Raw genomic sequence first — 25,973 nt, forward strand, 5'->3', positions numbered from 1 at the left:
GACCTCGTTGCGCAGACCGTCCACGAAGGACGGACGCAGTGGCCGGTCGATCAGCCGGCAGGTGAGGATCGCGTCCGTGGACGGGCGGCCCTCCCGGCGGAAGAACGAGCCGGGGATCCGCCCGGCGGCGTACATCCGTTCCTCCACGTCGATCGTCAGCGGGAAGAAGTCGAAGTGGTCCTTGGGGTTCTTGCTGGCGGTGGTCGCCGACAGCAGCATGGTTTCGTCGTCAAGGTAGGCGACGGCGGAGCCTGCGGCCTGCTGGGCGAGGCGGCCGGCTTCAAAGCGGATGGTGCGGGTGCCGAAGCTCCCGTTGTCGATGACGGCGGTCGACTCGTACACGCCGTCCTCAATTTCTGCGACAGACATTGTTGTCCGTGAGGCCTCTCTGGGTCACTGTTCAGCTGTTTCGCGTCGTCACGCCCAGAACGCTGAGCAGCCTGCCAGACCACTGGCCTCGATGCGGCTACGGCCGTCGATCGAAGCGGCCGGAGACTTGCCCCGGCAGCCACTACCGAAGACCGCCCGATCAGGCGGGTCCTGGGGGACACGCAGGAGCGGTGCACGCGGAGCTGCGAGAACCACACCCTTTGTTCGAGCCGAAAGGCTCGGAACGCCAATACTCTACACCGGCCCAGTTCACAAGCCCTATTCACGCCGAGAGCACGGTTGTTGACGGGTCCACTCGGCGGTTACGTACAACAACCGAACTTTCGGCGCAGTGGACTCGCGGGTCAGCGACGCAGGCCAAGCCGGTCGATCAAGGAGCGGTACCGCTCCACGTCGACCTGCGCGACATACTTGAGCAGACGACGGCGCCGGCCCACCAGCAGCAGCAGTCCGCGCCGCGAGTGGTGGTCGTGCTTGTGCACCTTCAGGTGTTCGGTCAGATCGGCGATCCGCTTGGTCAGCAGCGCCACCTGGGCTTCCGGCGAACCGGTATCGGTGTCGTGCAGGCCGTAGGAGCCCAGGATGTCTTTCTTCTGTTCGGCAGTGAGCGCCACGAAACAATCTCCATCAATCGGTCCGCGAGGGGTATCTGAGGCGCGGCCGCCGCGAACTGCAGCACACGCTGGGTCGGCGTGAAGTCTAGCAGCGCCGGGTAGCCCGGGCAGAATCGCTAATTGGCCAGGATGGTGCGGGCGCGCTCGGTGTCGCCGCCCATCGCCGCCACCAGGTCGTCCACCGACGCGAATTTCTCCTGGCCGCGGATGCGGGCGACGAAGTCCACCGCGACGTGCTGTCCGTACAGGTCGGCGTCGGTGTCCAGGACGAACGCCTCGACCGTGCGGGTGCGCCCGGAGAACGTCGGGTTGGTGCCGACGGACACCGCCGCCCGGTACCGCTCGCCGGGCACGACGGTGCCCATCACCGGGCCGCGGCCCAGCACGGTGAACCAGGCGGCATACACGCCGTCGGCCGGGATGGCCGAATACATCGGCGGGGCGACGTTCGCGGTCGGGTAACCCAGCGCCTTGCCGCGGCCGTCGCCACGCACCACCACGCCCTCGACCCGGTGCGGCCGGCCCAGAGCCTCGGCCGCCGCGACGACGTCGCCGGCGTCCACGCAGGACCGGATATAGGTCGACGAGAACGTGACGGTTTCGTCCTGGTGGTGCTCGGCCACCAGCGACATGCCCTCCCCCGCGAAGCCGAACCGGTCCCCCGCCCGGCGCAGCAGCTCGACGTTTCCCGCCGCCTTCTTGCCGAAGGTGAAGTTCTCCCCGACCACCACCTCGACGACGTGCAGGTTCTCCACCAGCAGCTCGTGGATGTAGCGCTCGGGCGTCAGCTTCATGAAGTCCGAGGTGAACGGCATCACCAGGAAAACGTCGATGCCCAGTTCCTCGACCAGCTCGGCGCGCCGGGTCAACGTGGTGAGCTGGGCGGGATGGCTACCCGGGAAGACGACTTCCATCGGATGCGGGTCGAACGTCATCAAAACCGTCGGCACGCCTCGGGACCGGCCGGCCTTGACCGCGTGATTGATCAGCTCCTGGTGGCCGCGATGAACCCCGTCGAACACCCCGATTGTGACGACGCATCTGCCCCAGTCCGTGGGGATCTCGTCCTGTCCCCGCCAGCGCTGCACAGCGCAAGCCTACGGCGCGCCGGGAGGCCGGGCTGCGCTACATCCCCAGATCAGGTGATGATTGCCTAAACTTTGTATCTGTGAGTCCAAACGGTGACCCTCGCGACCTGACCACGGTTGCCCAGGATTACCTGAAGGTCATCTGGACCGCCCAGGAGTGGTCGCTGGACAAGGTCAGCACCAAGATGCTCGCCGAGCGGATCGGGGTGTCGGCCAGCACCGCGTCGGAGTCCATCCGCAAGCTCGCCGACCAGGGCCTGGTCGACCACGAGAAGTACGGCGCGGTGACGCTGACCGAGGCGGGCAGAAAGGCCGCGCTGGCCATGGTGCGCAGGCACCGGCTGATGGAGACCTTTCTGGTCAACATGCTCGGCTACAGCTGGGACGAGGTGCACGACGAGGCCGAGGTGCTCGAACACGCGGTCTCCGATCGGATGCTGGACCGCATCGACGCCAAGCTGGGCTACCCGAAACGCGACCCGCACGGCGATCCGATTCCGGCCGCCGACGGCCAGGTGCCGACCCCGCCGGCGCGCCAGCTGTCGGCGTGCCACGACGGCGATGCCGGAACGGTGGCCCGCATCTCGGATGCCGACCCGGAGATGTTGCGGTATTTCGACACCGTCGGCATCAGCCTGGACTCCCGGCTGCGGGTGTTGGCCCGCCGCGACTTCGCCGGAATGATCTCGGTGGCCGTCGAAGGCCCCGACGGCTCCGATGCCCCTCACACCACCGTCGACCTGGGCAGCCCGGCGGCCGAGGCGATCTGGGTCGTCGGTTAACCGGCGCCTTGACGACGCCGGTATTCGTTGGGAGCGACGCCGAACCACCGGGAAAAGGCATGGGTGAACGCCGCCGTCTCGGCGTAGCCCAGCCGCCGGGCGACCTGCTCGACCGTCAATCCGACCTGTGACAACAGTTCCGTGGCCAAGGTTGCCCGCACGTCATTGGTGAGCGCGCGAAACGACGTACCCTCTTCGGCCAGCCGGCGGCGGAGGGTCCGCGGGTGCAGTTGCAGTGCGGCGGCGACCGCGTCCAGACCCGGCATCTCCCCTGGCGCAGACAGCAGTTGGGAGCGCACCAGGGCTGACAACCCGTGGCGGCGCCGCCGTCGTTCCAGAATCTGTTCGCACTGCTCGACACAGACGGCCAGCGTGTGTTCGTCGGCTTGCGGCAACGGCTCGTCGAGCATCGCTCGGGGCAGGCGAATGATGCTCCGCTCGCAGTCGAACACGACCTGCTGGATCGCGACGGTGTCGAGTAGTGGCCGCAGGTACTCCTCGTCGGCCGCCAGCTCGACGCGGATCTGATCGGCATAGCGGGCCAGGACGGGATGGACGAACGGGGGCACGGTGGCGATGATGGCCGCGATGTCACGCTCGAGAAAGAAACGTCGGACATCGTCGGGCAGATGGCCCGCGTCGATGGCAATCTCAGATTCGGCAGCCCGCTCCGACAACAGGATCGACGCGTGCAGCGTGGTCAGCGAGAAGAAGCGCAGCCCGACCGAAATCAGTTCTCGGAGGGTCCCCGACGCCATCGCCGCAAAACCGAACATGCCGAGGCTGGTCAGGTTGATGCGGCTCCCGATCGCGACCCCGATCCCGGCCGGGGCGGGCACGAGCCGCAGCAGGTTGCGCGCCATGGTGATCTCGTCGTCGCTGGAGACGTCACCCTCCGGATCCTCCAGATCGGCTGAAGTCACCGACGTGCCGGCCAGCACATCGGTGACGACCACGTCCATCTCCGTCGCAACCGCGCAGAGTTGTCGCGCGGTGACGACGGGACGTCGGACGTCCGCGGACCAGACGGTCATCGTGTCCGAAACTATCAACCATTTGTCCCAACGCAGCATTCTGCGTGGGCTTACCGCGGCCTACCTTGAGAACACCATGACGATCAAGAGCGATGTCCGGTTTGCAAGAAAGTACGGGCCGATAACAGCCAAGACGCTGACGGCCAACATGGCGCGCGAAGCGCGGCACCGATCGCAACACCGGCCCGTCCCCCGGGGCATCGAGATCACCGACTTCGATCCGTTCGACGGCGCGACGGCGGCCGACCCGTACCCGCACTATCGCGAGCTGCTCGCCGGCGGCCCGGTGCACTACAACCCGAGGCGCGGCATATTCATCCTGACGCGCTACGCCGACGTCCGCGAGGCGGCGCGCGCCGACCACGCGTTGTCAAGCGCCGACGGCGTCACCTACGGCCGCGTGCGGTTACCGATATTGCTGACCACGGATGCGCCTGCACATACCCGGATGCGCAAGCAGGCCATGCCGGGCTTCACTCGAGGCGCCCTCGAATCGTGGCAGCCGATGGTCGATCGTCTGGCCCGCGAGCTGGTCGCCGAGCTTCTGGCGCAATCGCCTGCCGATGTCGTGTCCACGGTCGCCGTGCCGATGCCGATGGGGATGATCGCCCACATCCTGGGCATCGCCGAAGAAGACCAAGCCGCGTTCCGGAAATGGTCCAACGACACCGTCCGAGTCGCCGACATCAACATCTCGAAATCGGGGTTACGACAAATTGCACCGACAATCAACGGTTTTCGGCATATGCACGCCTTCTTCACCGAGAAACTGAGCCGGGGCGAGCTGCTCGGCGAAGACAACGTGCTGGGCCGACTGGCCAGGCACACCGACGACGGGCAGCTCAGCTACGAGGAGATGTTCTTCATCGCCGTGCTGCTCCTGCTCGCAGGCAATGAGACCACCACCAACATGCTCAGCACCTTGTTCCTGACGCTCGCCGACAACCCAGACCAACTGCGTCTGCTGCAGCAGCGGCCGGAGCTCATCGGGTCGGCCATCGAGGAGCAACTGCGGTTCAGCTCGCCGGTCCAAAGCTTCTATCGCACAGCGCGGTCCGACTACGACGTCGGATCGGCGACCATTCCTGCCGGATCACGAGTTCTACTCGCCTGGGGCGCGGCCAACCGTGACCCACGACAATTCGAGGATCCGGACACCTTCCGCGCCGAGCGCAACCCGACGTGCCACGTCGCGTTCGGTTCCGGAGTCCATTTGTGTCTCGGGGCGCAGCTCGCGCGCATGGAGGGCCAGGCCATCCTGCGCGAGATTGTCGACAACGTCGACCGGATTGAAGTGACCGGAACGCCAACCTGGACGACCAACCCCAACCTTCGCGGGCTCACCCAGATGGGCGTCCGGCTGACCCGCCGGCGAGAGAAGGTTGCTTGAGGCCGGCTGCCCGGACGAGTAGCGACAGCACGATTGCCACCAGAAGCAGCGCCGGGACGTCTCCCCACAAATGCCCCAACTGGTGGTGGCTGGCGAAGGACTGCACCGCCATGATGGCGGCGTGCACGACGCTGGACCACACGGTGAACCAGATCAGGCTCAGGCTCGCCTGCGGGTTGCGCGCCGCATTCAGCAGGAAGAGGCCCAGCGTTGCGTAGAGGCCGACGATCATCACGAAGTACTCGGACTCATGGGGTGCGCCCGGATGCCACGCCCACCCCGACGGCCAGACCACGGCGAGCGGATAGACCAGCAGGAAGATGAAGCCGAACAAGGCCAATGCCAGTTGGAGAAGTTTGTACGGGGTCGTCACTGCACGCTCCAATCCTTTGAAGGCGGACTCAGTATGCGCCGCAGGTCCTTACAACGTTGCGGGACGGAGTACCACGATCGATTTCGTGCGGGTGGCATCGTCGCGCAGCAGCGCAATCACCTGCCCGCCGGGTGCTGTCGCCGCGTAGGTGCCGTCAATGCCGGCGGGCGTGAGCGCGCGGCCGTGCCGGGCCGCTTCGGCCTCCTCGTCGGTTAGGTCGCGGCGCGGAAAGGCCAGCAGACAGGCCTCGTCGAGGGTGTAGGACAGTCGCGGTTGCTCGGCGAGGTCGTCGAGCGTGCGGGCCTCGTCGAGTCCGAATTGTCCGACGCGGGTGCGCCGCAGCGCGGTGAGGTGGCCGCCGACGCCCAGCGCGGCGCCGACATCACGGGCCAGCGCGCGGATGTAGGTGCCACTCGAGCAGTCCACCTCGACGTCCACCTCCACTAGGTCACCCAGCCGCCGGATCGTCACGATGTCGAAACGATCGACGCGGACGCTTCGCGGGGCCAGTTCGACGGCCTGGCCCTCCCGAGCCAGCCGGTAGGCCCGCTTGCCGCCGACCTTGACCGCACTGACCGCCGACGGAGTCTGGGAGATCTCGCCGCGCAGCGCGGCCACCGCATCGGCGATGTCGGCGTCGGTGACCCGCTGCGCCGAAACCGTCTGCAGCACTTCGCCGTCGGCGTCCTCGGTGGTCGTTGTCTGGCCGAGCCGGATGGTCGCCGCGTACGACTTGTCGGTGGCGGCCAGCAGGCCGAGGATCTTGGTGGCTCGCTCGACGCCGACCACCAGAACGCCGGTGGCCATCGGGTCCAGCGTGCCGGCATGACCGACCTTGCGGGTGGCGAAGATGCGCCGGCACCGGGACACGACGTCGTGACTGGTCATGCCTCCCGGTTTGTCAACCACCACGAGACCGGCATCGTTCACAGCACGATCGCCGTCAGCACCAGTCCGTCGCGCACCGACCAGCGGCCCAGTAGCGTGGACAACGGCGGCCCGGCCGATGCGGCGCCGTCGATCAAGACGCGGGATTCGAAACTGCCCGCGGTTCCACCGCCGTCGACGTCGAAGACGATGTGCGCGTCCTCGAAGCCCAACCAGCGCCGGGTCACCGGGAACCACGCCTTGTACGTTGCCTCCTTGGCGCAGAACAGGATTCGGTCCCAATGCAGGCCCGCCGGAAGTGCTGCGATCTCAGACCGCTCGGCGGGCAGGCTGATCGCGTCGAGCACGCCTTTGGGCAGCACCTCGTGGGGTTCGGCGTCGATGCCGACCGAGCGCACCGTGTCGTGAAGGCCGACGGCCGCGCCGCGGTAGCCGTCGCAGTGGGTGAGGCTGCCCACTACGCCCTCGGGCCAGCACGGTTCGCCCTTCTCCCCCTTGAGGATCGGCACCGGCGGCACGCCCAGGTCATCGAGCGCCAGCCGGGCACAGTAGCGGACGGTGACGAACTCGTTGCGGCGCTTGGCAACCGACCGCGCGATCAGCGGCTCCTCCTCCGGCAGCGGCGTCAATTCCGGTGGATCTGTGTACATTTCGGCGGCGGCCAGATCTTGGGAGGTTCCCGGCAGCACGTCGGAGAGCAGCGTTGCGACCTTCATCTCGCCCGCGTCGCCTGCCGGTTCTTGATGCGCTCCTGCACGCGCTGCGCGTTCGCCCGCATCTCGGCGGTGATGACGAAGTGTCCGCCGAATTCGTTGAGGTAGCCGTCCGGATACTTCGGGTCGGGCAGCACCTGTCGCAGCCATCGATAGGGCTTGCGGCGCCGCCATTCCCGCGGATAGCCGACCGACACCTCTTCGAAGCGCACGCCGTCGTACCACGTGGTGCGTGGGATGTGCAGGTGGCCGTAGACCGAGCAGACCGCGTTGTAGCGGGTGTGCCAATCCGCCGTCGCGGTGGTGCCGCACCACAGCGAGAACTCCGGATAGAACAGCGCCTCGCACGGTTCGCGGACCATCGGGAAATGGTTGACCAGCACGGTCGGGGTCACCCAGTCCAGATCCTCCAGCCGCTTTCGGGTGTCCAGCACCCGGTCGTGGCACCAGGCCTCCTTGGTTCCGTATGGCTCGTGGGACAGCACGAACTCGTCGGTGGCCACCACGTTGCGCTCCCGGGCAATGGCGATGCCCTCCGCCTTGGTCTCCGCGCCGTCGGGCAGGAACGTGTAGTCGTACAGCAGAAACAACGGCACGATGGTGGCCGGGCCGCCCGCCTCGTTCCAGACCGGGAACGGGTGTTCCGGGGTGATCACGCCCATCTCGTCGCACATGTTGACCAGGTAGTCGTAGCGGGCCCGGCCGAAGACCTGCATCGGATCCTTGTTGGTGGTCCACAGCTCATGGTTGCCCGGCACCCAGATCACCTTGGCGAACCTCTTGCGCAGCAGGTCCAGCGACCACCGGATGTCGTCGGTGCGTTCGGCGACGTCGCCGGCGACGATCAGCCAGTCGTCGGGCGAGGACGGATGTAGCGACTCGGTGACCGGCTTGTTGCCGGTGTGACCCGCATGCAGGTCGCTGATCGCCCAGAGTGTCGCCACAGCCGACCAGCCTACTTGCGCACCGGCGGGCGACCCGCTAGGCAATTAGAACGTGTTCTCGTTTCCGGTCCGGCCAGTGGGGCGGGACTTGTACACTCCCCGCAGTGACTGCCGAGCGCGAGGGGGTGTAATGGCCGGCAAGATCCGTCTGTTCGCGGCGTTCGGTGCGCTGCTGACGGCCGTGACTCTGGTCGTGCAGAGCGGTCCGGCGACCACGACGGGAGGCGGTCCGGTCGAACTGCGCTCGACGGCAGCACCCTGGCCGCAGGCAACCACCACCATCAAGTGGCCGGTGGTCGAGACCGTCGACCCCGACCCGTTCGACCCGTGTCGGGACATACCGCTCGACGTCGTCCAGGGCATCGGCCTGGGATTCACCCCGCCGCAGCCCGAGGACGGCCTGCGCTGCCACTACGACGCCGGCCATTACCAGATGGCGGTGGAGGCGTTCGTCTGGCGCACCTACGAGGAGACCCTGCCCGCCGACGCCGTCGAACTCGACATCGCCGGCCACCGCGCGGCCCAGTACTGGGTGATGAAGCCGACCGACTGGAACAACCGGTGGTGGATCACCTGCATGGTGGCGTTCAAGACCAGCTACGGCCTGATTCAGCAGTCGCTGTTCTACTCGCCGATCTACGCCGCCGACGATGTCGACTGCATGCAGACCAATCTGCAGCGGGCAAACGAGCTGGCGCCCCACTACATCTACTAGCGCTCGATCTTGTCCATCGGGCTGGAGCGCTCGAGCATGCCGTAGGTCTCCTCGCCGTTCCAGCGATAGGCCACGCCGGCTTGCTGAAGCGCGGGGAAAGTCCAGTTGGCCATCTTGGCCAGCAGTTCGGCGGGGACCTCGCTGGGGTCGGTGATGTCGTGCGTCGACAGCACCGTCTCGCCCTCGATCCGTTCCATGCCGTTGGCGGTCTCCAGCACGACCGAGACGTCCTCGCCCAGCGGCTGCAGCCGGCTCAGCCACGGCGCTGCGACCACCCGCGCCGGGATGAGGTCGCCGCCGCCGTCGAAGACGTAGCCCTCGTTGAACGTGGGCCGGCCGTCGGGACGGGGCGGATACGCGATGTAGCCGAACGCCCGGCCACTCGGAAAGAGCGCCGACTGCCAGCAGTGCCCCCAGAAGCCCTCGAGCCTGCGCACGCCCTGGCGCCGGATCCGCAGCCCGCTGCCGGTGAAGGCATGCTCCTCACCGGCCACCCGCACCGAGCCCGTCGCCCGAAACAGCTGCTCGTAGCGGTCGCCACCCATCAGGTCGCCCTCCACGGACGTCTCCAACGCCGACGCGGCATCGGCCTGCAATGCGCCCTGCACCCACGGCGGCACGGCGAGCTTCGCCTCCGCCTCGAACCGCAGGTCGACCAGCGGCCCTTCCTTGCGGCCCGCGGCGAGATCGGCCGACGACGTCTGCACCGCCTTGCCGTCGAACGTCATCGTCCAGACGTCGAAGGGCTTCACGCATGTGAAGCGCAGCGGGCCGCCGCCGAGCACGGTGGGCTTGCCCTCCGGACCTTCCACCGGCCAGCTTCTCCCCTCGTCGCGGAGTCGATACGCGCGGCCGTCCGGGAACGCAACGTTGACCTGAACGCTGTGCTCCTGCCAATTCGCGGCGACCGCCTCCACACCGATGCGCGGCAGGCCGACCCGCCCCCGGTCGTCGAAAACCCAGAAGCTGACCGAATCCCGCACCTCGGGGTCGGCCGGCCGGTCGGCGAACATGTACTCCCGAGCCGGGTCGATGCCGCCAGTCAAGTCAATTGCCATGTGAGCGCTCACCTTTCATGGCGGTCCAGCGTTGCGAATGTTCGACGTAGGAGGCGAACAGAGGCCGGACGGAGTTCAGATCAAGCCCGAACGTTTCGGGGTCGGCGTGCGTGTGCGGCTCGCGTTTCTCGGCGTTCTCAGTCCACCACGTCCGCATCCCCACCTCGAACTCGTCGGTCACCGGTTCGTCCAGCCACGCGTACAGGCGGCGCACCTCGCCGATCGGATCGGCCTGCATCGCGCGGAAATCGATGTCGAAGAACCGGTGATCGGCTCCGCCGTCACGGAACTTCACCGCCCGGTCCACGCCGACCGACCAGTGACGGACATTGAGCTCGCCGAGGTAGCGCCGGTCGAGGTGGTCGGTGAACCCGCCGGCGATGTCGGCGTAGACGTCGGCGACCGAGAGGAGCACATCGGTGGGGTCGCGGTGGGTCATCACGAAGCGGGCATCGGGGAACACCCGGTCCAGGTGGTCGAGCGACAGCACATGCGCGGGCGACTTGAGACGCCACGGCCTGGTCCGCTCGCCCCATTGCAGCAGTTTGAGAACGCGACGCTGATAAGCGTAGGTGGACGTGAAATCGGCCCTGCCGACGAGCCATTCAGAATAGGACGGGATCTGGGCGAACGCCTGGAAGATCTGCGATTTGAAGTCCAGCGCCATCAGGTCCAGGCACTCCATCGGGCCGTGGATGTCGGTGGGAACGTGGTGTCGGCTGCCGACCATCACGGCTCGCTGCTCCGGCGGGATTCGCGGGTCGTCGCCCTGCACCGTCGACGGGGGCGGGCACGGCTCCGCAGACTCCCAACTGCGTAGATATCGGACATGCGGATCCTGGGCGAGCAGGAACGACAGCGCGGTGGAACCCGTGCGGGGCAGGCCGAGCCCGAACAGTGGTGCGTCTATCGTGACGTCGTCGATCTCGGGGTGGCGGCGGTACCAGTCCTCGACCTGAAGCCGCTGTCGAAGATGAGTGCCGATCCGGGCGTAGATGAATCCCCCGCCACGTTCGTTGAGCCGGGCCTCGTCGCGCAGAGCGGTCACGAGGATGTCCAGCCCCTCGCGGAAGGATTCGTCGCCGAAGTCGTCCAGCCCAGTTCGCTCGACGGCGGCAGCCATCAACTCGCCGGGTGATGCCACTGTGCACCTCCACCACAATTCGTGACAGTACACTGTCACTATTGTGGGCGAACCGTCAATAGGAAACAGGCGCCGATACGACAACAGCGCGCGCCGGGAGAAGGCGGCGCAGACCCGCGAGCGCATCATCGCCGCCGGCAGCGATCTGGTGCATGAATTTGAGACCTGGAACTGGCGCGAGCTGACGTTCCGGGCGGTCGCCGAACGCGCGGGCGTCGGCGAGCGGACCGTGTACCGGCACTTCCCGACCGAACGTCATCTCCACGACGCGGTCATGCAGCGGCTGGAGTCCGAGGCGGGCATCTCGTATGAGGACGTCGACCTCGCCAACCTCGCCGAGGTCACCGCCCGGGTGTTCGCCTCGCTGCAACGGTTTTCGGTTCGCGACTCGGTTCACACGCCGCACGACCCGGCGTTCGTCAGCTCCGATCAGCGTCGGCGCGACGCGCTGATGCGCGCCGTTTCGGACGCGGACAAGGGCCGGCCGGAAGCGGAACGACGGATCATGGCGGGCCTGCTCGATGTGCTGTGGAGTCCGGCGTCCTACGAGCGGCTGGTCGGCGGGTGGGGGCTCGAGGGTGCCGAAGCAACCCGCGCGATCGAATGGCTGATGAACAAGGTCCTCAGCGCTTTCCCTAATCGCCCAAGATGGGAAGGGGAGAAGTGAAAGGACCCCAAACGCGCGGAGGCGAAACTCGAGGAGGTTCGGCTTTGATCGAAACGTGCCCGGGCCGTTGAATTGTCGTGACGTCCTGCGCTGCCTGAGCGGTTCCCGCGCCGAGAAACAGCAGTGCGGGTGTCGCCACGCCGGCGATCGCAGCGCCGACGGCGCCGGTGACAAACCTCTTGCAGATGGGGGTGGTGTTCATGATGTGCTCTCCTTCGCGGAATCGCGCCCCCGGATGGGCTGCGCTTACGGGTAGGAGGAGCCACCAGTCCCGCGTCTGACACTTTTTCCAAGACTTTTCCGGCCGAAGTCAGCCCACTGAGCGACGCACTCGTTCGGCGATGTCGGCCAACTTCTCGTCGTCGTGCACCGGCGCGCCCCACATCGGGTTCGCCGCCAACGGCACCCAGCTGGTGCAGCCCGCGTACTCCGGCAACCGGGGCAGCCGCACCGGCTCGGCAAGCGGACTGGCCTGCACCACCAGCACGGTGAGCCGGTGTTTGGGACGAAAGTCCAGCCGGTCGGCGCGAACCGATTCCGCGGTCCAGATATGCAGCGGCGCAATCGTTTCCAGACCTTCGGGCCGAATCACCTCCACCGCAGCAACGACTTTGGCACCAGCACGCAGAACGATCTCGGATTCGGTGCTGTCCGCCGCCGCGGGCGCCAGCAAGTCACGATGTTCGGGCCGTACCCGCTCGGCGTGGCTATGGGCGACGGTCGGGAAGAGCAGGAAGTGAGAAGCGTTGAGTGCGAACCGCTTCTCATGAATTCCGCCCTTGCGCAGCAGCACAGTTTGACGGCCGTCGAGCATCGCATGCACCGCCGCGCTCCACTCCTTGAGCGCGGGCTGGGTCAGCCTTTGCGCGGTCACCCCGCCCGGGCGGCTCGGGCATCTATGCGGGCCCGTACCTCCGGGCGCCGCAACGGCGGAACGGTCTTGGGTGGCTGCCGCCGCGGTGGCAGCGCAGCGAGCAGCCGCGTGGTCGTCTCGGTGACCTCGGCGACCGCGGTCTCGAACGCATCCGCGTTGGCCGCCGACGGCCTGGTCACGCCGCTGACCTTCCGGACGTACTGGCGCGCGGCGGCCTCGATCTCCTCGGCGGTCGCCGCCGGTTCCAGGCCACGAAGCTCGGTGATGTTTCGGCACATACCGCCACCATAGGCCGGGCGTCTAGCGTGATCATCATGGCCGACACGAACAACGAAGCCGTTCTGCTCATCGACACCGAAGACCGGGTGCGCACCCTGACGCTGAACCGCCCGCAATCGCGTAACGCGCTGTCCTCGGCGCTGCGCAACCAGTTCTTCGCCGCGCTGCGCGACGCCGAGGCCGACGACGCCGTCGACGTGGTGATCGTGACCGGTGCCGACCCGGTGTTCTGCGCCGGGCTGGACCTCAAGGAGCTGAGTACCACCTCCGATCTGCCCGACATCTCCCCGCACTGGCCCCCGATGACCAAACCCGTGATCGGTGCCATCAACGGCGCGGCAGTCACCGGGGGGCTCGAACTGGCGCTGTACTGCGACGTCCTGATCGCCTCCGAGCAGGCCCGGTTCGCCGACACGCACGCCCGTGTCGGCCTGCTGCCCACCTGGGGGCTGTCCGTGCGGCTGCCGCAGAAGGTCGGTGTAGGCACGGCCCGCCGGATGAGCCTGACCGGCGACTACCTTTCGGCCGCCGACGCGCTGCGGGCCGGCCTGGTCACCGAGGTGGTGCCCCACGAGCAGCTATTGCCGGCCGCTCGCCAGGTGGCGGCCTCGATCGTCGGAAACAACCAGAACGCGGTGCGTGCCCTGCTGGCGTCCTATCACCGCATCGATGATGCGGAGACCGCCAACGGCCTGGCGATCGAGGCGAAATCGGCCGCTCAGTGGATGCGCACCGCCAGCGGTGACGACATCGCCGCCAATCGCGAGGCGGTGCTGCAGAGGGGGCGCGCACAGGTGCGCTGACGATTCGTAGGCTGCGTGTCGTGAACAAGGCGCACGAGCACTGCGGCAGCGACGAGTGGCGGGAGATGATCCGGGAGGTCATCCTGCCCTGGGCACTGAACGGAACGGACCTCGGTGACGACGTGCTTGAGGTCGGGCCCGGATACGGTGCCACCACCGACGTCCTCAGCCGGGCGGTGCCGCGGCTGACCTCGGTGGAGATCGACGACGAGCTCGCCGCCATGCTGGCCGATCGGTTCGCGGACCTGCCGACGGTCGAGATCCTGCACGGCGACGCCACCTCCCTGGCCTACGCCGACGGCCGGTTCTCCGGTGCCGCGTGCTTCACGATGCTGCACCACGTCGCCACGGACGAGCGGCAGGACCGGCTGTTCGCCGAGATCGCGCGCGTGCTGCGGCCGGGCGCTCCGCTGGTGGCCAGCGACAGCCTGGCCAGCGACGAACTCGAGGCCCACCACGAGGGAGACACGTACAACCCGGTCGACCCGTCGTCGCTGCCCGCCAGACTGGCCACCGCGGGATTCGTCGACGTGGACGTGCGGAGCAATCCGTACGGCTGGGCGGTCATCGCGCGGGCCGGATGAACTAACTTGGCAAAAAGTGTGCGACGGGCATGGCCTGCCCGCTCCTACCTGTGACAGCGGTTCCACCGGGGCCGCGATCACCGCACAGGAGCACGCCATGACCACCATCTACCCGCGCACGAAGCTCATCACCGCCGTGATCAGCGCAGCAATCGCCGGCGCGACAGCGCCGTCACTGCTGATTCTCGGTGCGGGAACCGCCCAGGCCACACCGGACGTCAGTGAGCGCGGCGCGATTGCGATCATCGACGATCTTCGGACCCCGCGCGATTGTGCCAAATGCAGGGGATTCGACCCGCAGCCAGATCCGCCGGGATTCCCCGATCCCAACTAATCCCCTGCTCATCGGCATGTACTGAGAAAATTAGGACCCGGCCGGCCGAGGAGCCGGACGGGCTGAAATGGAAGAAGTTCGATATGTACGAAGACGCTGATCCTCACACTATTTCTTCGGCCCCCAACGGCGTCGGGGTGGATTTCAGAATTCCGCGAGTCGAGCGAGCATCAATGCGCGCATGGGCCGCGGCGGCGGTGACGATAGCCGTTGTCGCCGGCTGCGCCAGCGGCGAGGAGACCGGCCCTCCGGTCGCATCCCAGCCTGGCGCGCCGGCGACGTCCGGCCCCGCGGCGGCCGGCGGCAGCGGCATTGTCGCCAAACCCGCGTCGACGGCGTTTCCGATGGAGGCTCGAAACATTCGGCTGGTGCGGCTGGGCCAGCAGGACATCGGCGCGCAGTTCGACCTGTTCAACGGGACGCAACAGCCGATCGAACCGTATGACGTGGGGCTCGGCTTGCTGGAACGCAGGATGAAGCTCGTCGACCTGCCACGGGCGACGACCTACGCCGTGCAGGAGTCCGACGGGCTCGAGGGCCGGGTGAGCGACATCGAGTACGACGACATCGCGCCGGGTTCAGCGGCCACAATTACCGCCGTCTTCACCGCACCGCCGCAGGACGCCACCAAGCTGTGGTTTCTGACCGACGTGCTGCTGCCCGTCGAGGTGCCGATCCAGCCCGCCGGCTCGACCGCCCTGACGGACGACCCGGTGCTGACCGGGCCGCGCGGGCCCGATCCGTACGTCGCAGCCATGGTGTGCACGAGCGAGGGCCCCGAGGGCGGCGGCGCGGAGACTTCGGTGGAGATCAAACTGCCTGGCGACGTGCTGTTCGAGTTCGCCAAATCGGACCTCACGCCGGCGGCGCAGGCGGCGCTCGACGAGGTCGACTCCCAGATCGAGGCCACCTCGGGCACGATCACGATCGAGGGACACACCGACACAATCGGTGACGACGCGTCCAACCAGCAGCTGTCGGAGGCGCGTGCGGCCTCGGTTCAGGCGGCACTGCAGGAGAAGCTGGGCAACGGATTCACCTTCAACGCCGTCGGATTCGGCGAGTCTCGTCCGGTGGCGCCGAACACCAACCCGGACGGCACCGACAACCCTGACGGGCGCGCGCAGAACCGGCGGGTGGAGATCCGCACCGGCGACGTGACCGAGGTGGCGCCGGCCCAGCTCGAAGCCCGAGAAGCTACCAACGACCTAGCCGCCAAGGGTGCACAGGCAAATGTCGACAGCGTCAAGCGGATCGGTGGCCACCTGCTCACCACGGTGACCCTGACCAATCCGACGTCGACGATGATCGAGGTGGAGCCGGGCAGCGGCCTCACCGACAAGAGCGACCGGCCGATCGGCGTCACCCTGGCCGATCGGACCAACCAGCGCCGCGCGCAGGTCTGCACCACCGGCACTCAGCGGCTCGCCGGCTTCAGGTCCCTCACCGGCCCGCCGTCCACCGACTACGCGCCGACAGGTAAATACTCGCTGGCGCCCGGCGAATCGGTGCAGCTCTGGGGGTTCTACGCGGCGCCACCGGCCGACGTCACCACGGTCGACGTTGAAATCGGCGGCCTGGGCAGGGTCGAGCCCACGCCAATCACCAATTGATTCGGAAAAAGTGTGCGAGTCGTGATGGCTGGGCGCTCCTACCTGTAGCAGCGGCCCATCGGGGGTCGTGCCACAACCAAGGAACACACCATGAGCACCACCTACGAAACCGACGCCAGCACCATCGCGGCTGCCTGGGCGTCCAGCCCGCTGGGTGACCCCGTATCCGGGCCCACCGAAGTTTGGGAAACCGTCGAGCACGCCGAGGCGCCGCCCGCGGCCAAGCCGACGTCGCTTGCCCGGCACGCCGCACTTGTAGCGGCCCTCGCCTGCGGCATCGGCGCGGGTGCCGCTTTCGGTCTGGCCGTGTTCGACTTCACCGATCCGGCTCAATCCACGGTTGTGCCCGGCGCCGACTCCACCGCGCCTGAATATGCGGTGGTCGTCACGCCGAACCACCCTGCCCCCGCACCGATGCCCGTCGCGCCCGCCGCGCCACCGAAGCACGTCGAGCCCACCCCAGTGCCGAAACCGGTTGTGACCGCTCCGAAGCCGGCACAGGCCGCCGTTCCGGCACCCCAGGGTCCAGTCGATCCGGGCACACCGCCCGCGAGCCATCCGCCGGTGATCGTCGACATCGACATTCCGCCGCTCCCACCGTGGCCCGAGCAGCCGGACCCGGAGCCGCCGCAACCGCCACCGGGCGAGGGGCCCGACGACAAGGCACCCAAACCGAAGCCGAAGCCGAAGCCGGATCCGCCGACATTGGGGCCGGCCCTCCCGGCAACTGTCTTCGCGCCGTAGCATCAGCACTACAGTCGTGGGGAGCAATGCCATGACGGCAGTACCCAATTGGGACGTCGTAGGTCCGACCGACAGCGACGCGGAACTGGCCCTGGCATCCGCGGCGGGTGACCGCGCCGCCTTCGCGGGGATCTACGACCGCTATGCCGACCGGTTGCACGACTTCTGCGTGGGAATGCTGCGCGATCGTGAGGGCGCCGCGGACTGTGTGCAGGACGTGTTCTGCATTGCGGCGACGAAGCTGACCCAGCTGCGAGACCCCGAGAAGCTGCGGCCGTGGCTCTATTCGATCGCCCGGACCGAAGCACTGCGCCGGATCCGGGATCGCCGCCGCGAGACGGTCTCCGACGAACTGCCCGACGAGGCGTCCGGCGACGCCGGACCGGACACCCTGGCCGCCCGGACCGAACTCGCCGAGCTGGTGTCCGAGGCCGCCGGCGGGCTGTCGGACCGCGACCGCTCCGTGCTCGAATTGACCTATCGCCACGGCCTCGACGGGCCCGACCTCGCCGATGCGCTCGGCGTCAGCCCGAGCAACGCAAACACGATCGTGCACCGCTTGCGGGAGACCGTGGAGCGTTCCCTCGGCGCGTTGCTGGTCTCGAGACGGGTCCGAAACAATCCGGCCGAATGTCCGGAACTGGCGACGATCCTCGACGGTTGGGACGGCCACTTCACCGTCCTGATGCGCAAACGCATCGCCCGGCACATCGAGTCCTGCGACATCTGCGACGAGGAGCGGCGGCGGATGGTCAGCCCCGCCGCATTGCTCGGCGCCACACCGGTGTTCATCCCCGCGCCGGACTGGTTGCGGGAACGCACGCTGGGCGAGGTTCAACTGACCTCCGCTTCCACTCCGATCCCCGATGACGGCCAAGATCGCGGCGGCATGGTGCACGAGCGAGGCGATCGCGGCTTCGTGGTGCCCGTTGTCGCCTTCGTCGCCGCCCTGATCGCGGCCGCCGCGCTGCTTCTTGTCTGGCTGAACCAGAACGACGTCGCAATCACCCCCACCGAGCTGAGCGAAGCCGTGCCACCCCCGATCGCCCCGGCGCCAGCGCCGAAGCCCCCGCCGCCCCCCGCGCCCGCTGTCAAGCCGCCCGCTCCCGCTATCGCGCCACCCGTACAACAGGCTCCGGTGGTCGAGGTGCCGCCTGCGCCGACGGCCGTCGCACCGCCTGTGGTCGAACCGCCGCAGGCACCGCCCGAGCCACCGCCGCCAGATCCGGTGCTTCCGCAGTGGCCGAATTTCTTGCCGGAGTGGCCGCAGCCCAATCCGGATCCCGGGGGTGGTGGCGGAAGACTCACCGGACCGGGTGGCCTCGTCGGACCCCAGCCAGATCCCGGGCGTGGGACTGCCGTTCAGCCGTAACGCCTGAAAAAGTGTGCGAGTCGTGATGTCAATGCGCTCCTACCTGTAGCAGCGGCCCACCAGGGGTCGTGCCACCGCCAAGGAGCACACCATGAGCACCACCTACGACACCGACGCCAGCACCATCGCGGCTGCCTGGGCGTCCAGCCCGCTCGGTGACCCCATATCCGGGCCCACCGAACTGTGGGAAACCGTCGAGCACGCCGAGGCGCCGCCCCCGGCCAAGCCGACATCCCTTGCCCGGCACGCCGCGATCGTCGCAGCCCTGGCCGCCGGCATCGGCGCGGGCGCCGCCTTCGGTCTGGCCGTGTTCGACTTCAACGAACCGGCTCAATCCAGCGTCGCTGTGCCCGTGGTCAGCGCGCCGGCCGGTGGCCCTACTGGCGCCGGCCAGGCGGTTCCCCCGAAGGAGGCCGCCGTCGCGCCCGCCGCGCCACCGAAGCACGTCGAGCCCGCAGCGCCGAAACCGGTTGTGACCGCTCCGAAGCCAGCACAGGCCGCCGTTTCGGCGGCTCCGAAGGGTCCAGTCGATCCGGGCACAGCGCCGGCGAGCCATCCGCCCGTGATCGTCGACATCGACATTCCGCCGCTCCCACCGTGGCCCGAGCAGCCGGAGCAGCCGAAGCCGGACCCTGCGGATCCCGGGCCCAAGCCCACGTTGCAAATAAAGTCGGCCGAGGAGCCGACACTGCAGCAAGCGCCTCCGCAGACAATGACGACGCTGCCTCCGCAGCCAAAGCCGGCCCTGGCCACGCCGGGCCCGCAGAACGTGGGGCCCAGCCTGGATCAGGCCATGGAGACACAGCCGTAGCAATGCAGACTGGCACAAGCTTGATCCGAAACGTCCCGGTCTTGCCTGTGCCCGCGTCAACTGATCCAATAGCAGCAACTACCCGGTATGGGGGTGCCATGACCGCGGTACGAGATTGGGACATCGCCGGCCCGAACGAGACCGACGCGAACCTGGTGCGCGCGTCGCTGGCCGGTGACCGAACCGCGTTCGGCCAGATGTATGACCGCTACGCCGACCGCCTGCATGACTTCTGCATTGGGATGTTGCACGATCGCGACGGCGCCGCGGACTGCGTGCAGGACTGCTTCTGTGTGGCGGCCACCCGGCTGCCCCAGCTTCGCGACCCGGACAAACTGCGCCCCTGGCTGTACTCGATCGCGCGCAACGAGGCGCTGCGCCGAATCCGCGACCGCCGCCGAGAGACACCGTCCGACGAGCTGCCCGACGAGGCATCCGGTGACCCCGGCCCGGAAACCCTGGCCGCACGCACGGAATTGGCCGACCTGATCGCCGACGCGGCTGGTGGGCTATCCGACCGCGACCGTTCCGTTCTCGAGTTGGCCTTCCGGCACGGCCTCAACGGCCCCGACCTCGCCGACGCGCTGGGAGTCACGCCGACCAACGCCAACACCATCGTGCACCGGCTGCGTGACACGATCGAACGCTCACTCGGCGCGCTGCTGGTCGCCCGCCGCGTCCACAACTCCGGCGGCTGCCCGGAGCTGGCGGCGATGCTCAACGGCTGGGACGGACACTTCAATGTGCTGATGCGCAAACGCATTTCGCGCCACATCGAGTCCTGCGACACCTGCGAGGAAGAACGACGAGAATTAGTCAGCCCCGCCGCGCTGCTGGGCGCCGCTCCGGTGTTCATCCCGGCGCCGGAATGGCTACGCGAAAGGACACTGAGCGAAGTACAACTGACCAGCCACGGCAGCCGTTTGGACGACGAATCCGGTGACGCGGGCGCCTCTGACCCCGACGACGCCGGCACCGCCCACACCGACGGTGCCGGTGGGAACCGGCGCAACCGCAGATTGTTGTTGTCGGCGGCGTTGTTAGTTGCCGTGCTGGGCGCCTCATTGGGGCTGACGTTCGCCTGGCTGAAACGGGACCCCGTCTCGATCGTGCCGGCCGACACCACTGGAACAGCGCCCGAATCCCCCGGCGCCACTGTCCCGGGCAACGCCCCGCCGAAGCAAAACACCGTGCATGTGCAAACAACGGACCCCGTCGCAACCGTGCAGCCGCCGCCGAGTAAGCCGGAGGTGCAGATCCTCGTCCCCATCACGCCGCCGGCCGACGACTCACCGCCGGCGCCCGATTCCGAGCCCACGCCCGAGCTCATCCCGCCCGCGCCGCCGCCTTCGTCCGAGTCATCATCCGAGTCAGTGCTGGGGCAGACCCCGCCTTCGCGGCCTCGGACCACACGGACCGCGGACCCTCCGCGCAGCCCATCCTCGGAATCGCCCAAACGGGCTGAGGTCAATCCGGCTTCCCCAGGTGACGGTCGCCCCGCTCCACGAGACCGCGGCCGCTAACCGGTGCCCGGCACCAGCCAGTGGCCGGAAAACGCGCGCCAGCCGACGAAGACAAGTCGCAGCACCATGAAGGTGCTCAGGCCCGACCAGATGCCGAGCAGTCCCCAGCCGAACGCCAGCGACAGCCAGATCAACGGCAGGAAGCCGACCAGCGCGCTGAACAATGTCGCGTTGCGCATGAACTTGGCGTCACCGGCGCCCAGCAGCACGCCGTCGAGCGCGAAAACGATTCCCGCGATGGGTAATTGGGCGACCATGAACCACCACGGCACGCCGATCGCGTCCAGCACCGAGCGGTCGTCGGTGAAGACGCTCGGAAACACCGACGCACCGACGGCGAAGATGCCGGCCAGCACCGCGGATGCAACCGTCGAAAAGATGGTCACCCGCCACGCCACCGACTTGGCGTGTGCCAGCTGCCCGGCGCCGAGCGCCGCACCGACAAGTGACTGGGCCGCGATGGCGAACGAATCCAGCACCAGCGCAAGGAAACTCCACAGCTGCAGCACCACTTGATGTGCGGCGACCGCCGCCGCGCCGAACCGGGCGGCGACGGCTCCGGCCGAGACGAAGCAGACCTGAAATGCCATCGTCCGGAGCAAGAGGTCGCGACCCATCACCACCTGGGCCCGCAGCACCGCCGGCTGGATGCGCAGCGGCGCCCGTTCGACCAGCAGCGCACGACAGAACAGCAGCGCGGCCAGCCACTGGCCCACCAGATTGGCGACCGCCGAGCCGGCCAGCTCCAGCCGCGGCATGCCCAGCCAGCCATATACCAGCGGCGGGCACAGCGCAGCCGACACCGCGAACCCGGTGACGACATAGCGCAGCGGCCGCACGGTGTCCTGCACGCCGCGCATCCAGCCGTTGCCGGCCGCCGAGATCAGGATCGCCGGCACGCCGAAGATCGCGATCCGCACCCACGGCAGCGCGGCCGAGGCGATGTCCCCGCCCGCAGCCAGCGCCGAGACCAGCGGCACCGCGGCGGCCTGGACCGCCACCACGATCAGCGTGCCCAGCCCCAGCGCGAGCCAGGTGGCCTGCACTCCCTCCCCGACCGCGGAGGTGCGGTCGCCGGCGCCGAAGAAGCGGGCCGAGCGTGCCGTGGTGCCGTAGGACAAGAACGTCATCTGCGAGCTGAGCGTGGTCAAGATCAGCCCGCCGATCGCCAGCCCGGCCAGACTCAACGCCCCCAGCCGCCCGACAACGGCGAGATCGAAGAGCAGGTAGATGGGTTCGGCGGCCAGCACGCCGAGGGCGGGCAACGCCAATCCGGCGATGCGACGGCCGGTGGCCTGGGCGACCGGAAGATCGTGTCCGGGTTCAGCCAAGGGCTACGTAGAGGGCCTGCACGACGTCGTCGACCGACCCGGTCGCCGAATAGCCGGCGGCCAGCCGATGGCCACCGCCGCCGAAGGTGCCGGCCACCGCGGCGAGATCCATGGACTTGGCCCGCATCGACACCGACCAGTGCTGCGGCTCGATCTCCTTGAGCACCGCGGCCACCTCGGCCTGCTGCGTGGTGCGCACGATGTCGACGATGCTTTCCACTTCCTCGGGCCGCGCATTGACCCATTCCTGGTGTCCGACAACGGCATACACGAGCCCACGGCCAGCCGCCGCATCGGGCAGCAGTTGCGCGGACCCGAGCACCCGCGACAGCATCGGCAGCCACGCGAACGGATGCGTGTCGAGCAGGGTGCGGCTGATCGAGGCGTTGTCGACGCCCAGCTCCACCAGCCGGGCGGCCAGCCGGTGCGCCCGGGCGCTGGCCCAGCGGAACGACCCGGTGTCGGTGGTCAGACCGGCATAAAGGCAATGCGCGACCCCGACGTCGATGGGCTTGCCCCAGGCGTCGAGGAGCTCGGCGACCAGCATGGTGGTGGAGTCGGCGGACGGGTCGACGTAGTTGGCGCTGCCGAACAGCTGGTTAGAGGCGTGGTGGTCGATCACCAGCACCTCGCGGCCCGGGACGGCGAGCTCACGCAGCGCACCCAGCCGGTTGACGCTGGGGATGTCGACCGTGACCACCAGGTCGGCGTCGCGGCGCATCACGTCCGGAACGACCAGCAGATGCCCGCCGGGCAGCGACTGCAGGGATTCGGGCAGGCCGGCCGGCTCGGCGAAACTGACCTCTACGTCCTTGCCGGCGTGGTCGAGCACCAGCGCCAGGGCCAGGCCGGCGCCGATGGTGTCGGCGTCGGGGTAGACGTGGCAGACCACGCTGACGGTCGCAGCGGCCGACAGCAGGTCGGCGGCGGCGCGAGCGTCGGCGCGCTCGCCAACCAAATCTGCGTCAGTCTTCGGTTCGATCGCGGTCACCGGTGTCCTCAGCGTCCAACCTGTCGTCCAGCTCCCCGTCGTTTGCCCCGCTCATACGGTACGGGTCCTCGTCGCCGGCGTGCTTGGCACCCTGCCTAACCCTCGCCAAATCCTCATCCGCGGCGCGGGCGCGGGCCAACAGCTCCTCCATTCGGTACGCCGTATCCGGCACGGTGTCCCGCGCGAACGCCAGGGTCGGCGTGAATCGAACACCGAGGCTGGCGCCCACCTTGGTGCGCAGCACACCCGTGGCGCTTTCCAACGCCGCGGCCGCACCCGCGTAGTCCGGATCCTCTTCCAGCGAGCGGCCCAGCACCGTGTAGTACAGCGTCGCGTCGTGCAGGTCACCGGTCACCTTGGCATCGGTGATCGTCACACCCGCCAACCTCGGATCCTTGATCTCGTACTCGATCGCCGAGGCGACGATCGTGGAAATGCGCTTGGCTAACCGGCGCGCTCGTGCCGGATCAGCCACGCTCCTTCTCCACCAGCTCGTAGGTCTCGATCACGTCGCCCTCCTTGATGTCGGAGTAGCTCAGCGTCAGACCGCACTCATATCCGTCGCGCACCTCGGTGACGTCGTCCTTCTCCCGCCGCAGCGACTGCACGGTCAGGTTCTCGGACACCACGATGCTGTCGCGCAGCAGTCGCGCCTTGGAGTTGCGGCGGATGACACCGGAGGTGACCAGGCAGCCGGCGATGTTGCCGACCTTCGACGACCGGAACAGGGCGCGGATCTCGGCGCGACCCAGTTCCCGCTCCTCGTAGACCGGCTTGAGCATGCCCTTGAGCGCGCTCTCGATCTCGTCGATGGCCTGGTAGATCACCGAGTAGTAGCGGATGTCGACGCCATCGTTCTTGGCCAGCTCGGTGGCCTTGCCCTCGGCGCGAACGTTGAAGCCGATGATCACCGCGTCCGATGCCGACGCCAGGTTGACATTGGTCTCGGTGACGCCGCCGACCCCGCGGTCGATGACACGCAGCGCCACCTCGTCGTCGACCTGGATGCCCATCAAGGCTCCCTCCAGCGCCTCGACGGTGCCGGCATTGTCGCCCTTGAGGATGAGGTTCAGCTGGCTGGTTTCCTTCAGCGCCGAATCCAGGTCCTCCAGGCTGATCCGCTTGCGAGTGCGGGCCGCCATCGCGTTGCGCTTGCGCGCGCTGCGGCGGTCGGCGATCTGCCGCGCGATGCGGTCCTCGTCGACGACGAGCAGGTTGTCACCGGCACCGGGCACCGACGTGAACCCGATGACCTGCACCGGCCGCGACGGCATCGCGGCATCGACGTCCTCGCCGTGCTCGTCGACCATGCGGCGGACGCGCCCGTAGGCGTCGCCGGCGACCACCGAGTCGCCGACCTTCAGCGTGCCGCGCGCCACCAGCACGGTCGCCACGGGTCCGCGGCCACGGTCCAGATGCGCTTCGATCGCCACACCCTGGGCCTCCATGTCCGGGTTGGCCCGCAGGTCCAGCGCGGCGTCGGCGGTCAGCAGCACCGCCTCCTCCAGCGCCTCGATGTTGGTGCCCTGCTTGGCCGAGATGTCGACGAACATGGTTTCGCCGCCGAACTCCTCCGGCACCAAACCGTATTCGGTGAGCTGCCCGCGGATCTTGGCCGGGTCGGCGCCCTCCTTGTCAATCTTGTTGACCGCCACCACGATCGGCACCTCTGCGGCCTGCGCGTGGTTGATCGCCTCCACCGTCTGCGGCATCACACCGTCGTCGGCGGCGACCACCAGAATCGCGATGTCGGTGGCCTTGGCACCGCGGGCACGCATGGCGGTGAACGCCTCGTGACCCGGGGTGTCGATGAACGTGATCAGCCGTTCGGCGCCGTCGAGTTCGACTCCCACTTGGTAGGCACCGATGTGCTGGGTGATGCCACCGGCCTCCTCCTCGCGGACGTTGGCCTGGCGGATGGTGTCCAGCAGTCGGGTCTTGCCGTGGTCGACGTGACCCATCACGGTCACCACCGGCGGCCGCGTCTCGAGGTCGGACTCGTCGCCCTCGTCCTCGCCATACGTGAGGTCGAAGGACTCCAGCAGTTCGCGGTCCTCGTCCTCGGGGCTGACGACCTGAACGGTGTAGTTCATCTCGCTGCCCAGCAGCTCGAGGGTCTCGTCACCCACCGATTGGGTGGCGGTCACCATCTCGCCGAGGTTGAACAATGCCTGCACCAGCGCGGCCGGGTTGGCGTCGATCTTCTCGGCGAAGTCGGACAGCGACGCGCCGCGCGCCAGCCGGACGGTCTCGCCGTTGCCGTGCGGCAACCGCACACCGCCGACGACCGGCGCCTGCATCGAGTCGTATTCCTGACGCTTCTGCCGCTTCGACTTGCGTCCGCGCTTGGGAGCGCCGCCCGGACGGCCGAAGGCACCGGCCGCACCGCCGCGCTGACCGGGACGGCCGCCGCCGGGACGACCGCGATAGCCGCCGCCGGCGGGGGCACCGCCGCCACCGGGTCCGCCGGTGCGGTAGTTACCGCCACCGCCACCACCTGGACGCCCGCCGGACGGGGCGCCCGGGCCGCGACCGCCGGGGGCAGTCCGCGGGCCGCCGGGACGTGTCGGGCGCCCGGGTGCACCGGCGCCACCGGGACGCGGCGGCATATTGCCCGGCGAGACACCGGGGCGCGGTCCGCCACCGGGACGCGGCGCACCCGGACGGGGCGCCGGCGGACGCGGAATCGGCCGATCCACCGGCTGCGCCGAAGAGAACGGGTTGTTGCCGACCCGTGGCGTGCGGGCCGCCGGCTTGGGACCGGGGGCCGCCGCCGCCGGCCGGGGGCCGGGGGTTGGACCCGGCTGAGTCGGGGCGGTGGGAGTACTCCCCTCGCGAGCTGGGGCCCCACCCGCTTGCGGGGAAGCGACAGGGGCCGCGGGTTCCGCCGGTGCGGGCGGCGGCTCCGGCGGCG

27 protein-coding genes and 1 pseudogene are annotated in these 25,973 nt (G+C 68.4%); 12 read left to right on the top strand and 16 right to left on the bottom strand.

What is annotated here, in order from left to right; genetic code table 11:
• The 3 genes and pseudogenes from ACRDU5_RS15705 to ACRDU5_RS15715 all read right to left on the bottom strand — a co-directional run.
• Nucleotides 1-369, bottom strand: a pseudogene (locus ACRDU5_RS15705) (polyribonucleotide nucleotidyltransferase); the annotation flags it as partial.
• Between the two features lie 365 nt (nt 370-734).
• Nucleotides 735-1,004 (bottom strand): 30S ribosomal protein S15, encoded by a 270-nt coding sequence (gene rpsO / locus ACRDU5_RS15710; RefSeq protein ID WP_066985007.1) that lies wholly within the window; start codon nt 1,002-1,004, stop codon nt 735-737.
• A 116-nt stretch (nt 1,005-1,120) separates the two neighbouring features.
• On the bottom strand, nt 1,121-2,092 hold the full coding sequence (locus ACRDU5_RS15715) for a bifunctional riboflavin kinase/FAD synthetase (protein WP_526615547.1): 972 nt from the start codon (nt 2,090-2,092) through the stop codon (nt 1,121-1,123).
• A gap of 80 nt (nt 2,093-2,172) precedes the next feature.
• Here ACRDU5_RS15715 and mntR point away from each other — a divergent pair, with 80 nt between their 5' ends.
• Nucleotides 2,173-2,874, top strand: coding sequence for a manganese-binding transcriptional regulator MntR (gene mntR / locus ACRDU5_RS15720; protein WP_526615548.1), 702 nt, complete (start codon nt 2,173-2,175; stop codon nt 2,872-2,874).
• On the opposite strand, the gene ACRDU5_RS15725 is transcribed toward mntR, so the two are convergent.
• Nucleotides 2,871-3,908, bottom strand: coding sequence for a helix-turn-helix transcriptional regulator (locus ACRDU5_RS15725; protein WP_526615549.1), 1,038 nt, complete (start codon nt 3,906-3,908; stop codon nt 2,871-2,873). The genes mntR and ACRDU5_RS15725 overlap by 4 nt on opposite strands.
• Nucleotides 3,909-3,945: 37 nt before the next feature.
• Between ACRDU5_RS15725 and ACRDU5_RS15730 the strand changes: the two genes are divergently transcribed.
• Nucleotides 3,946-5,298: a cytochrome P450 gene (locus tag ACRDU5_RS15730; RefSeq protein WP_526615572.1), complete on the top strand. Its 1,353-nt coding sequence runs from the start codon at nt 3,946-3,948 to the stop codon at nt 5,296-5,298.
• On the opposite strand, the gene ACRDU5_RS15735 is transcribed toward ACRDU5_RS15730, so the two are convergent.
• The 4 genes from ACRDU5_RS15735 to pptH are packed head-to-tail and all read right to left on the bottom strand — an operon-like array spanning nt 5,249 to nt 8,261.
• Entirely contained in the window at nt 5,249-5,671 is a 423-nt protein-coding gene (locus ACRDU5_RS15735) for a DUF6632 domain-containing protein (RefSeq protein WP_526615550.1), read from the bottom strand. The genes ACRDU5_RS15730 and ACRDU5_RS15735 overlap by 50 nt on opposite strands.
• Nucleotides 5,672-5,719: 48 nt before the next feature.
• A complete protein-coding gene (gene truB, locus ACRDU5_RS15740; RefSeq protein ID WP_526615551.1) occupies nt 5,720-6,601 on the bottom strand; it encodes a tRNA pseudouridine(55) synthase TruB in 882 nt (293 codons plus the stop codon).
• Nucleotides 6,598-7,275, bottom strand: a complete 678-nt coding sequence (pptT, locus tag ACRDU5_RS15745; RefSeq protein ID WP_526615552.1) for a 4'-phosphopantetheinyl transferase PptT — start codon at nt 7,273-7,275, stop codon at nt 6,598-6,600. Before pptT ends, truB begins: the two co-directional genes overlap by 4 nt.
• Entirely contained in the window at nt 7,272-8,261 is a 990-nt protein-coding gene (gene pptH, locus ACRDU5_RS15750) for an ACP phosphodiesterase PptH (RefSeq protein ID WP_526615553.1), read from the bottom strand. Before pptH ends, pptT begins: the two co-directional genes overlap by 4 nt.
• Nucleotides 8,262-8,346: 85 nt before the next feature.
• Between pptH and ACRDU5_RS15755 the strand changes: the two genes are divergently transcribed.
• Nucleotides 8,347-8,931: a DUF3558 domain-containing protein gene (locus ACRDU5_RS15755; RefSeq protein ID WP_526615554.1), complete on the top strand. Its 585-nt coding sequence runs from the start codon at nt 8,347-8,349 to the stop codon at nt 8,929-8,931.
• Here the strand turns inward: ACRDU5_RS15755 and ACRDU5_RS15760 are convergent.
• Together ACRDU5_RS15760 and ACRDU5_RS15765 are read right to left on the bottom strand one after the other, a co-directional pair.
• Nucleotides 8,928-9,989, bottom strand: coding sequence for a DUF7064 domain-containing protein (locus ACRDU5_RS15760; RefSeq protein WP_526615555.1), 1,062 nt, complete (start codon nt 9,987-9,989; stop codon nt 8,928-8,930). The two genes, ACRDU5_RS15755 and ACRDU5_RS15760, sit on opposite strands and share 4 nt — an antisense overlap.
• Entirely contained in the window at nt 9,979-11,133 is a 1,155-nt protein-coding gene (locus ACRDU5_RS15765; protein WP_526615556.1) for a sulfotransferase, read from the bottom strand. Before ACRDU5_RS15765 ends, ACRDU5_RS15760 begins: the two co-directional genes overlap by 11 nt.
• Before the next feature lie 43 nt (nt 11,134-11,176).
• Between ACRDU5_RS15765 and ACRDU5_RS15770 the strand changes: the two genes are divergently transcribed.
• Nucleotides 11,177-11,800 (top strand): TetR/AcrR family transcriptional regulator, encoded by a 624-nt coding sequence (locus ACRDU5_RS15770; protein WP_526615558.1) that lies wholly within the window; start codon nt 11,177-11,179, stop codon nt 11,798-11,800.
• 310 nt (nt 11,801-12,110) lie between these two features.
• Here the strand turns inward: ACRDU5_RS15770 and ACRDU5_RS15775 are convergent, their stop codons facing one another.
• Both ACRDU5_RS15775 and ACRDU5_RS15780 read right to left on the bottom strand, forming a co-directional pair.
• Nucleotides 12,111-12,659: a DUF1802 family protein gene (locus ACRDU5_RS15775; protein ID WP_526615573.1), complete on the bottom strand. Its 549-nt coding sequence runs from the start codon at nt 12,657-12,659 to the stop codon at nt 12,111-12,113.
• Nucleotides 12,660-12,670: 11 nt separating this feature from the next.
• Nucleotides 12,671-12,952 carry a DUF2277 domain-containing protein gene (locus ACRDU5_RS15780; protein ID WP_526615559.1) on the bottom strand — a complete coding sequence of 94 codons (282 nt, stop codon included), beginning with the start codon at nt 12,950-12,952 and terminating at the stop codon, nt 12,671-12,673.
• A gap of 36 nt (nt 12,953-12,988) precedes the next feature.
• Between ACRDU5_RS15780 and ACRDU5_RS15785 the strand changes: the two genes are divergently transcribed.
• The 8 genes from ACRDU5_RS15785 to ACRDU5_RS15820 all read left to right on the top strand — a co-directional run bounded on the left by ACRDU5_RS15785 (nt 12,989) and on the right by ACRDU5_RS15820 (nt 20,737).
• The gene (locus ACRDU5_RS15785; protein WP_526615560.1) at nt 12,989-13,756 is read left to right on the top strand and encodes an enoyl-CoA hydratase; all 768 of its coding nucleotides are present in this window, start codon (nt 12,989-12,991) and stop codon (nt 13,754-13,756) included.
• A 20-nt stretch (nt 13,757-13,776) separates the two neighbouring features.
• A complete protein-coding gene (locus ACRDU5_RS15790) occupies nt 13,777-14,340 on the top strand; it encodes a class I SAM-dependent methyltransferase (protein ID WP_526615561.1) in 564 nt (187 codons plus the stop codon).
• Between the two features lie 97 nt (nt 14,341-14,437).
• Complete coding sequence (locus tag ACRDU5_RS15795; protein WP_526615562.1) at nt 14,438-14,674, top strand: hypothetical protein; 237 nt, start codon at nt 14,438-14,440, stop codon at nt 14,672-14,674.
• 173 nt (nt 14,675-14,847) lie between these two features.
• Nucleotides 14,848-16,287 (top strand): OmpA family protein, encoded by a 1,440-nt coding sequence (locus ACRDU5_RS15800; protein WP_526615563.1) that lies wholly within the window; start codon nt 14,848-14,850, stop codon nt 16,285-16,287.
• Between the two features lie 90 nt (nt 16,288-16,377).
• Nucleotides 16,378-17,031, top strand: a complete 654-nt coding sequence (locus ACRDU5_RS15805; RefSeq protein WP_526615564.1) for a hypothetical protein — start codon at nt 16,378-16,380, stop codon at nt 17,029-17,031.
• A 31-nt stretch (nt 17,032-17,062) separates the two neighbouring features.
• Nucleotides 17,063-18,403: an RNA polymerase sigma factor gene (locus tag ACRDU5_RS15810; RefSeq protein WP_526615565.1), complete on the top strand. Its 1,341-nt coding sequence runs from the start codon at nt 17,063-17,065 to the stop codon at nt 18,401-18,403.
• A 91-nt stretch (nt 18,404-18,494) separates the two neighbouring features.
• On the top strand, nt 18,495-19,214 hold the full coding sequence (locus ACRDU5_RS15815; RefSeq protein ID WP_526615566.1) for a hypothetical protein: 720 nt from the start codon (nt 18,495-18,497) through the stop codon (nt 19,212-19,214).
• Between the two features lie 98 nt (nt 19,215-19,312).
• Complete coding sequence (locus ACRDU5_RS15820; protein ID WP_526615567.1) at nt 19,313-20,737, top strand: RNA polymerase sigma factor; 1,425 nt, start codon at nt 19,313-19,315, stop codon at nt 20,735-20,737.
• Here ACRDU5_RS15820 and ACRDU5_RS15825 read toward each other — a convergent pair.
• The 4 genes from ACRDU5_RS15825 to infB form a co-directional block, all read right to left on the bottom strand.
• Nucleotides 20,734-22,068, bottom strand: a complete 1,335-nt coding sequence (locus tag ACRDU5_RS15825) for an MATE family efflux transporter (protein WP_526615568.1) — start codon at nt 22,066-22,068, stop codon at nt 20,734-20,736. The genes ACRDU5_RS15820 and ACRDU5_RS15825 overlap by 4 nt on opposite strands.
• On the bottom strand, nt 22,061-23,059 hold the full coding sequence (locus ACRDU5_RS15830; RefSeq protein ID WP_526615569.1) for a DHH family phosphoesterase: 999 nt from the start codon (nt 23,057-23,059) through the stop codon (nt 22,061-22,063). The genes ACRDU5_RS15825 and ACRDU5_RS15830 overlap by 8 nt, the downstream gene beginning before the upstream one ends.
• Nucleotides 23,034-23,534, bottom strand: a complete 501-nt coding sequence (gene rbfA / locus ACRDU5_RS15835; RefSeq protein ID WP_526615570.1) for a 30S ribosome-binding factor RbfA — start codon at nt 23,532-23,534, stop codon at nt 23,034-23,036. The genes ACRDU5_RS15830 and rbfA overlap by 26 nt, the downstream gene beginning before the upstream one ends.
• Nucleotides 23,527-25,973 (bottom strand): translation initiation factor IF-2 (infB, locus tag ACRDU5_RS15840; protein WP_526615571.1); only part of this gene is annotated, 2,447 nt, incomplete at its 5' end. The genes rbfA and infB, both read right to left, overlap by 8 nt.

This window comes from Mycobacterium sp., from assembly GCF_050701515.1.
Classification (GTDB): Bacteria; Actinomycetota; Actinomycetes; order Mycobacteriales; family Mycobacteriaceae; genus Mycobacterium.

Excerpts from the sequence above, each read along its gene's own strand:
- ACRDU5_RS15795 (WP_526615562.1), top strand. The coding sequence starts at position 14,438 with ATGACCACCATCTACCCGCGCACGAAGCTCATCACCGCCGTGATCAGC.
- pptT (WP_526615552.1), bottom strand. The coding sequence starts at position 7,275 with ATGAAGGTCGCAACGCTGCTCTCCGACGTGCTGCCGGGAACCTCCCAA.
- ACRDU5_RS15725 (WP_526615549.1), bottom strand. The coding sequence starts at position 3,908 with ATGACCGTCTGGTCCGCGGACGTCCGACGTCCCGTCGTCACCGCGCGA.
- ACRDU5_RS15805 (WP_526615564.1), top strand. The coding sequence starts at position 16,378 with ATGAGCACCACCTACGAAACCGACGCCAGCACCATCGCGGCTGCCTGG.
- ACRDU5_RS15755 (WP_526615554.1), top strand. The coding sequence starts at position 8,347 with ATGGCCGGCAAGATCCGTCTGTTCGCGGCGTTCGGTGCGCTGCTGACG.
- ACRDU5_RS15760 (WP_526615555.1), bottom strand. The coding sequence starts at position 9,989 with ATGGCAATTGACTTGACTGGCGGCATCGACCCGGCTCGGGAGTACATG.
- ACRDU5_RS15810 (WP_526615565.1), top strand. The coding sequence starts at position 17,063 with ATGACGGCAGTACCCAATTGGGACGTCGTAGGTCCGACCGACAGCGAC.
- ACRDU5_RS15785 (WP_526615560.1), top strand. The coding sequence starts at position 12,989 with ATGGCCGACACGAACAACGAAGCCGTTCTGCTCATCGACACCGAAGAC.
- ACRDU5_RS15815 (WP_526615566.1), top strand. The coding sequence starts at position 18,495 with ATGAGCACCACCTACGACACCGACGCCAGCACCATCGCGGCTGCCTGG.
- ACRDU5_RS15800 (WP_526615563.1), top strand. The coding sequence starts at position 14,848 with ATGCGCGCATGGGCCGCGGCGGCGGTGACGATAGCCGTTGTCGCCGGC.
- ACRDU5_RS15820 (WP_526615567.1), top strand. The coding sequence starts at position 19,313 with ATGACCGCGGTACGAGATTGGGACATCGCCGGCCCGAACGAGACCGAC.
- ACRDU5_RS15780 (WP_526615559.1), bottom strand. The coding sequence starts at position 12,952 with ATGTGCCGAAACATCACCGAGCTTCGTGGCCTGGAACCGGCGGCGACC.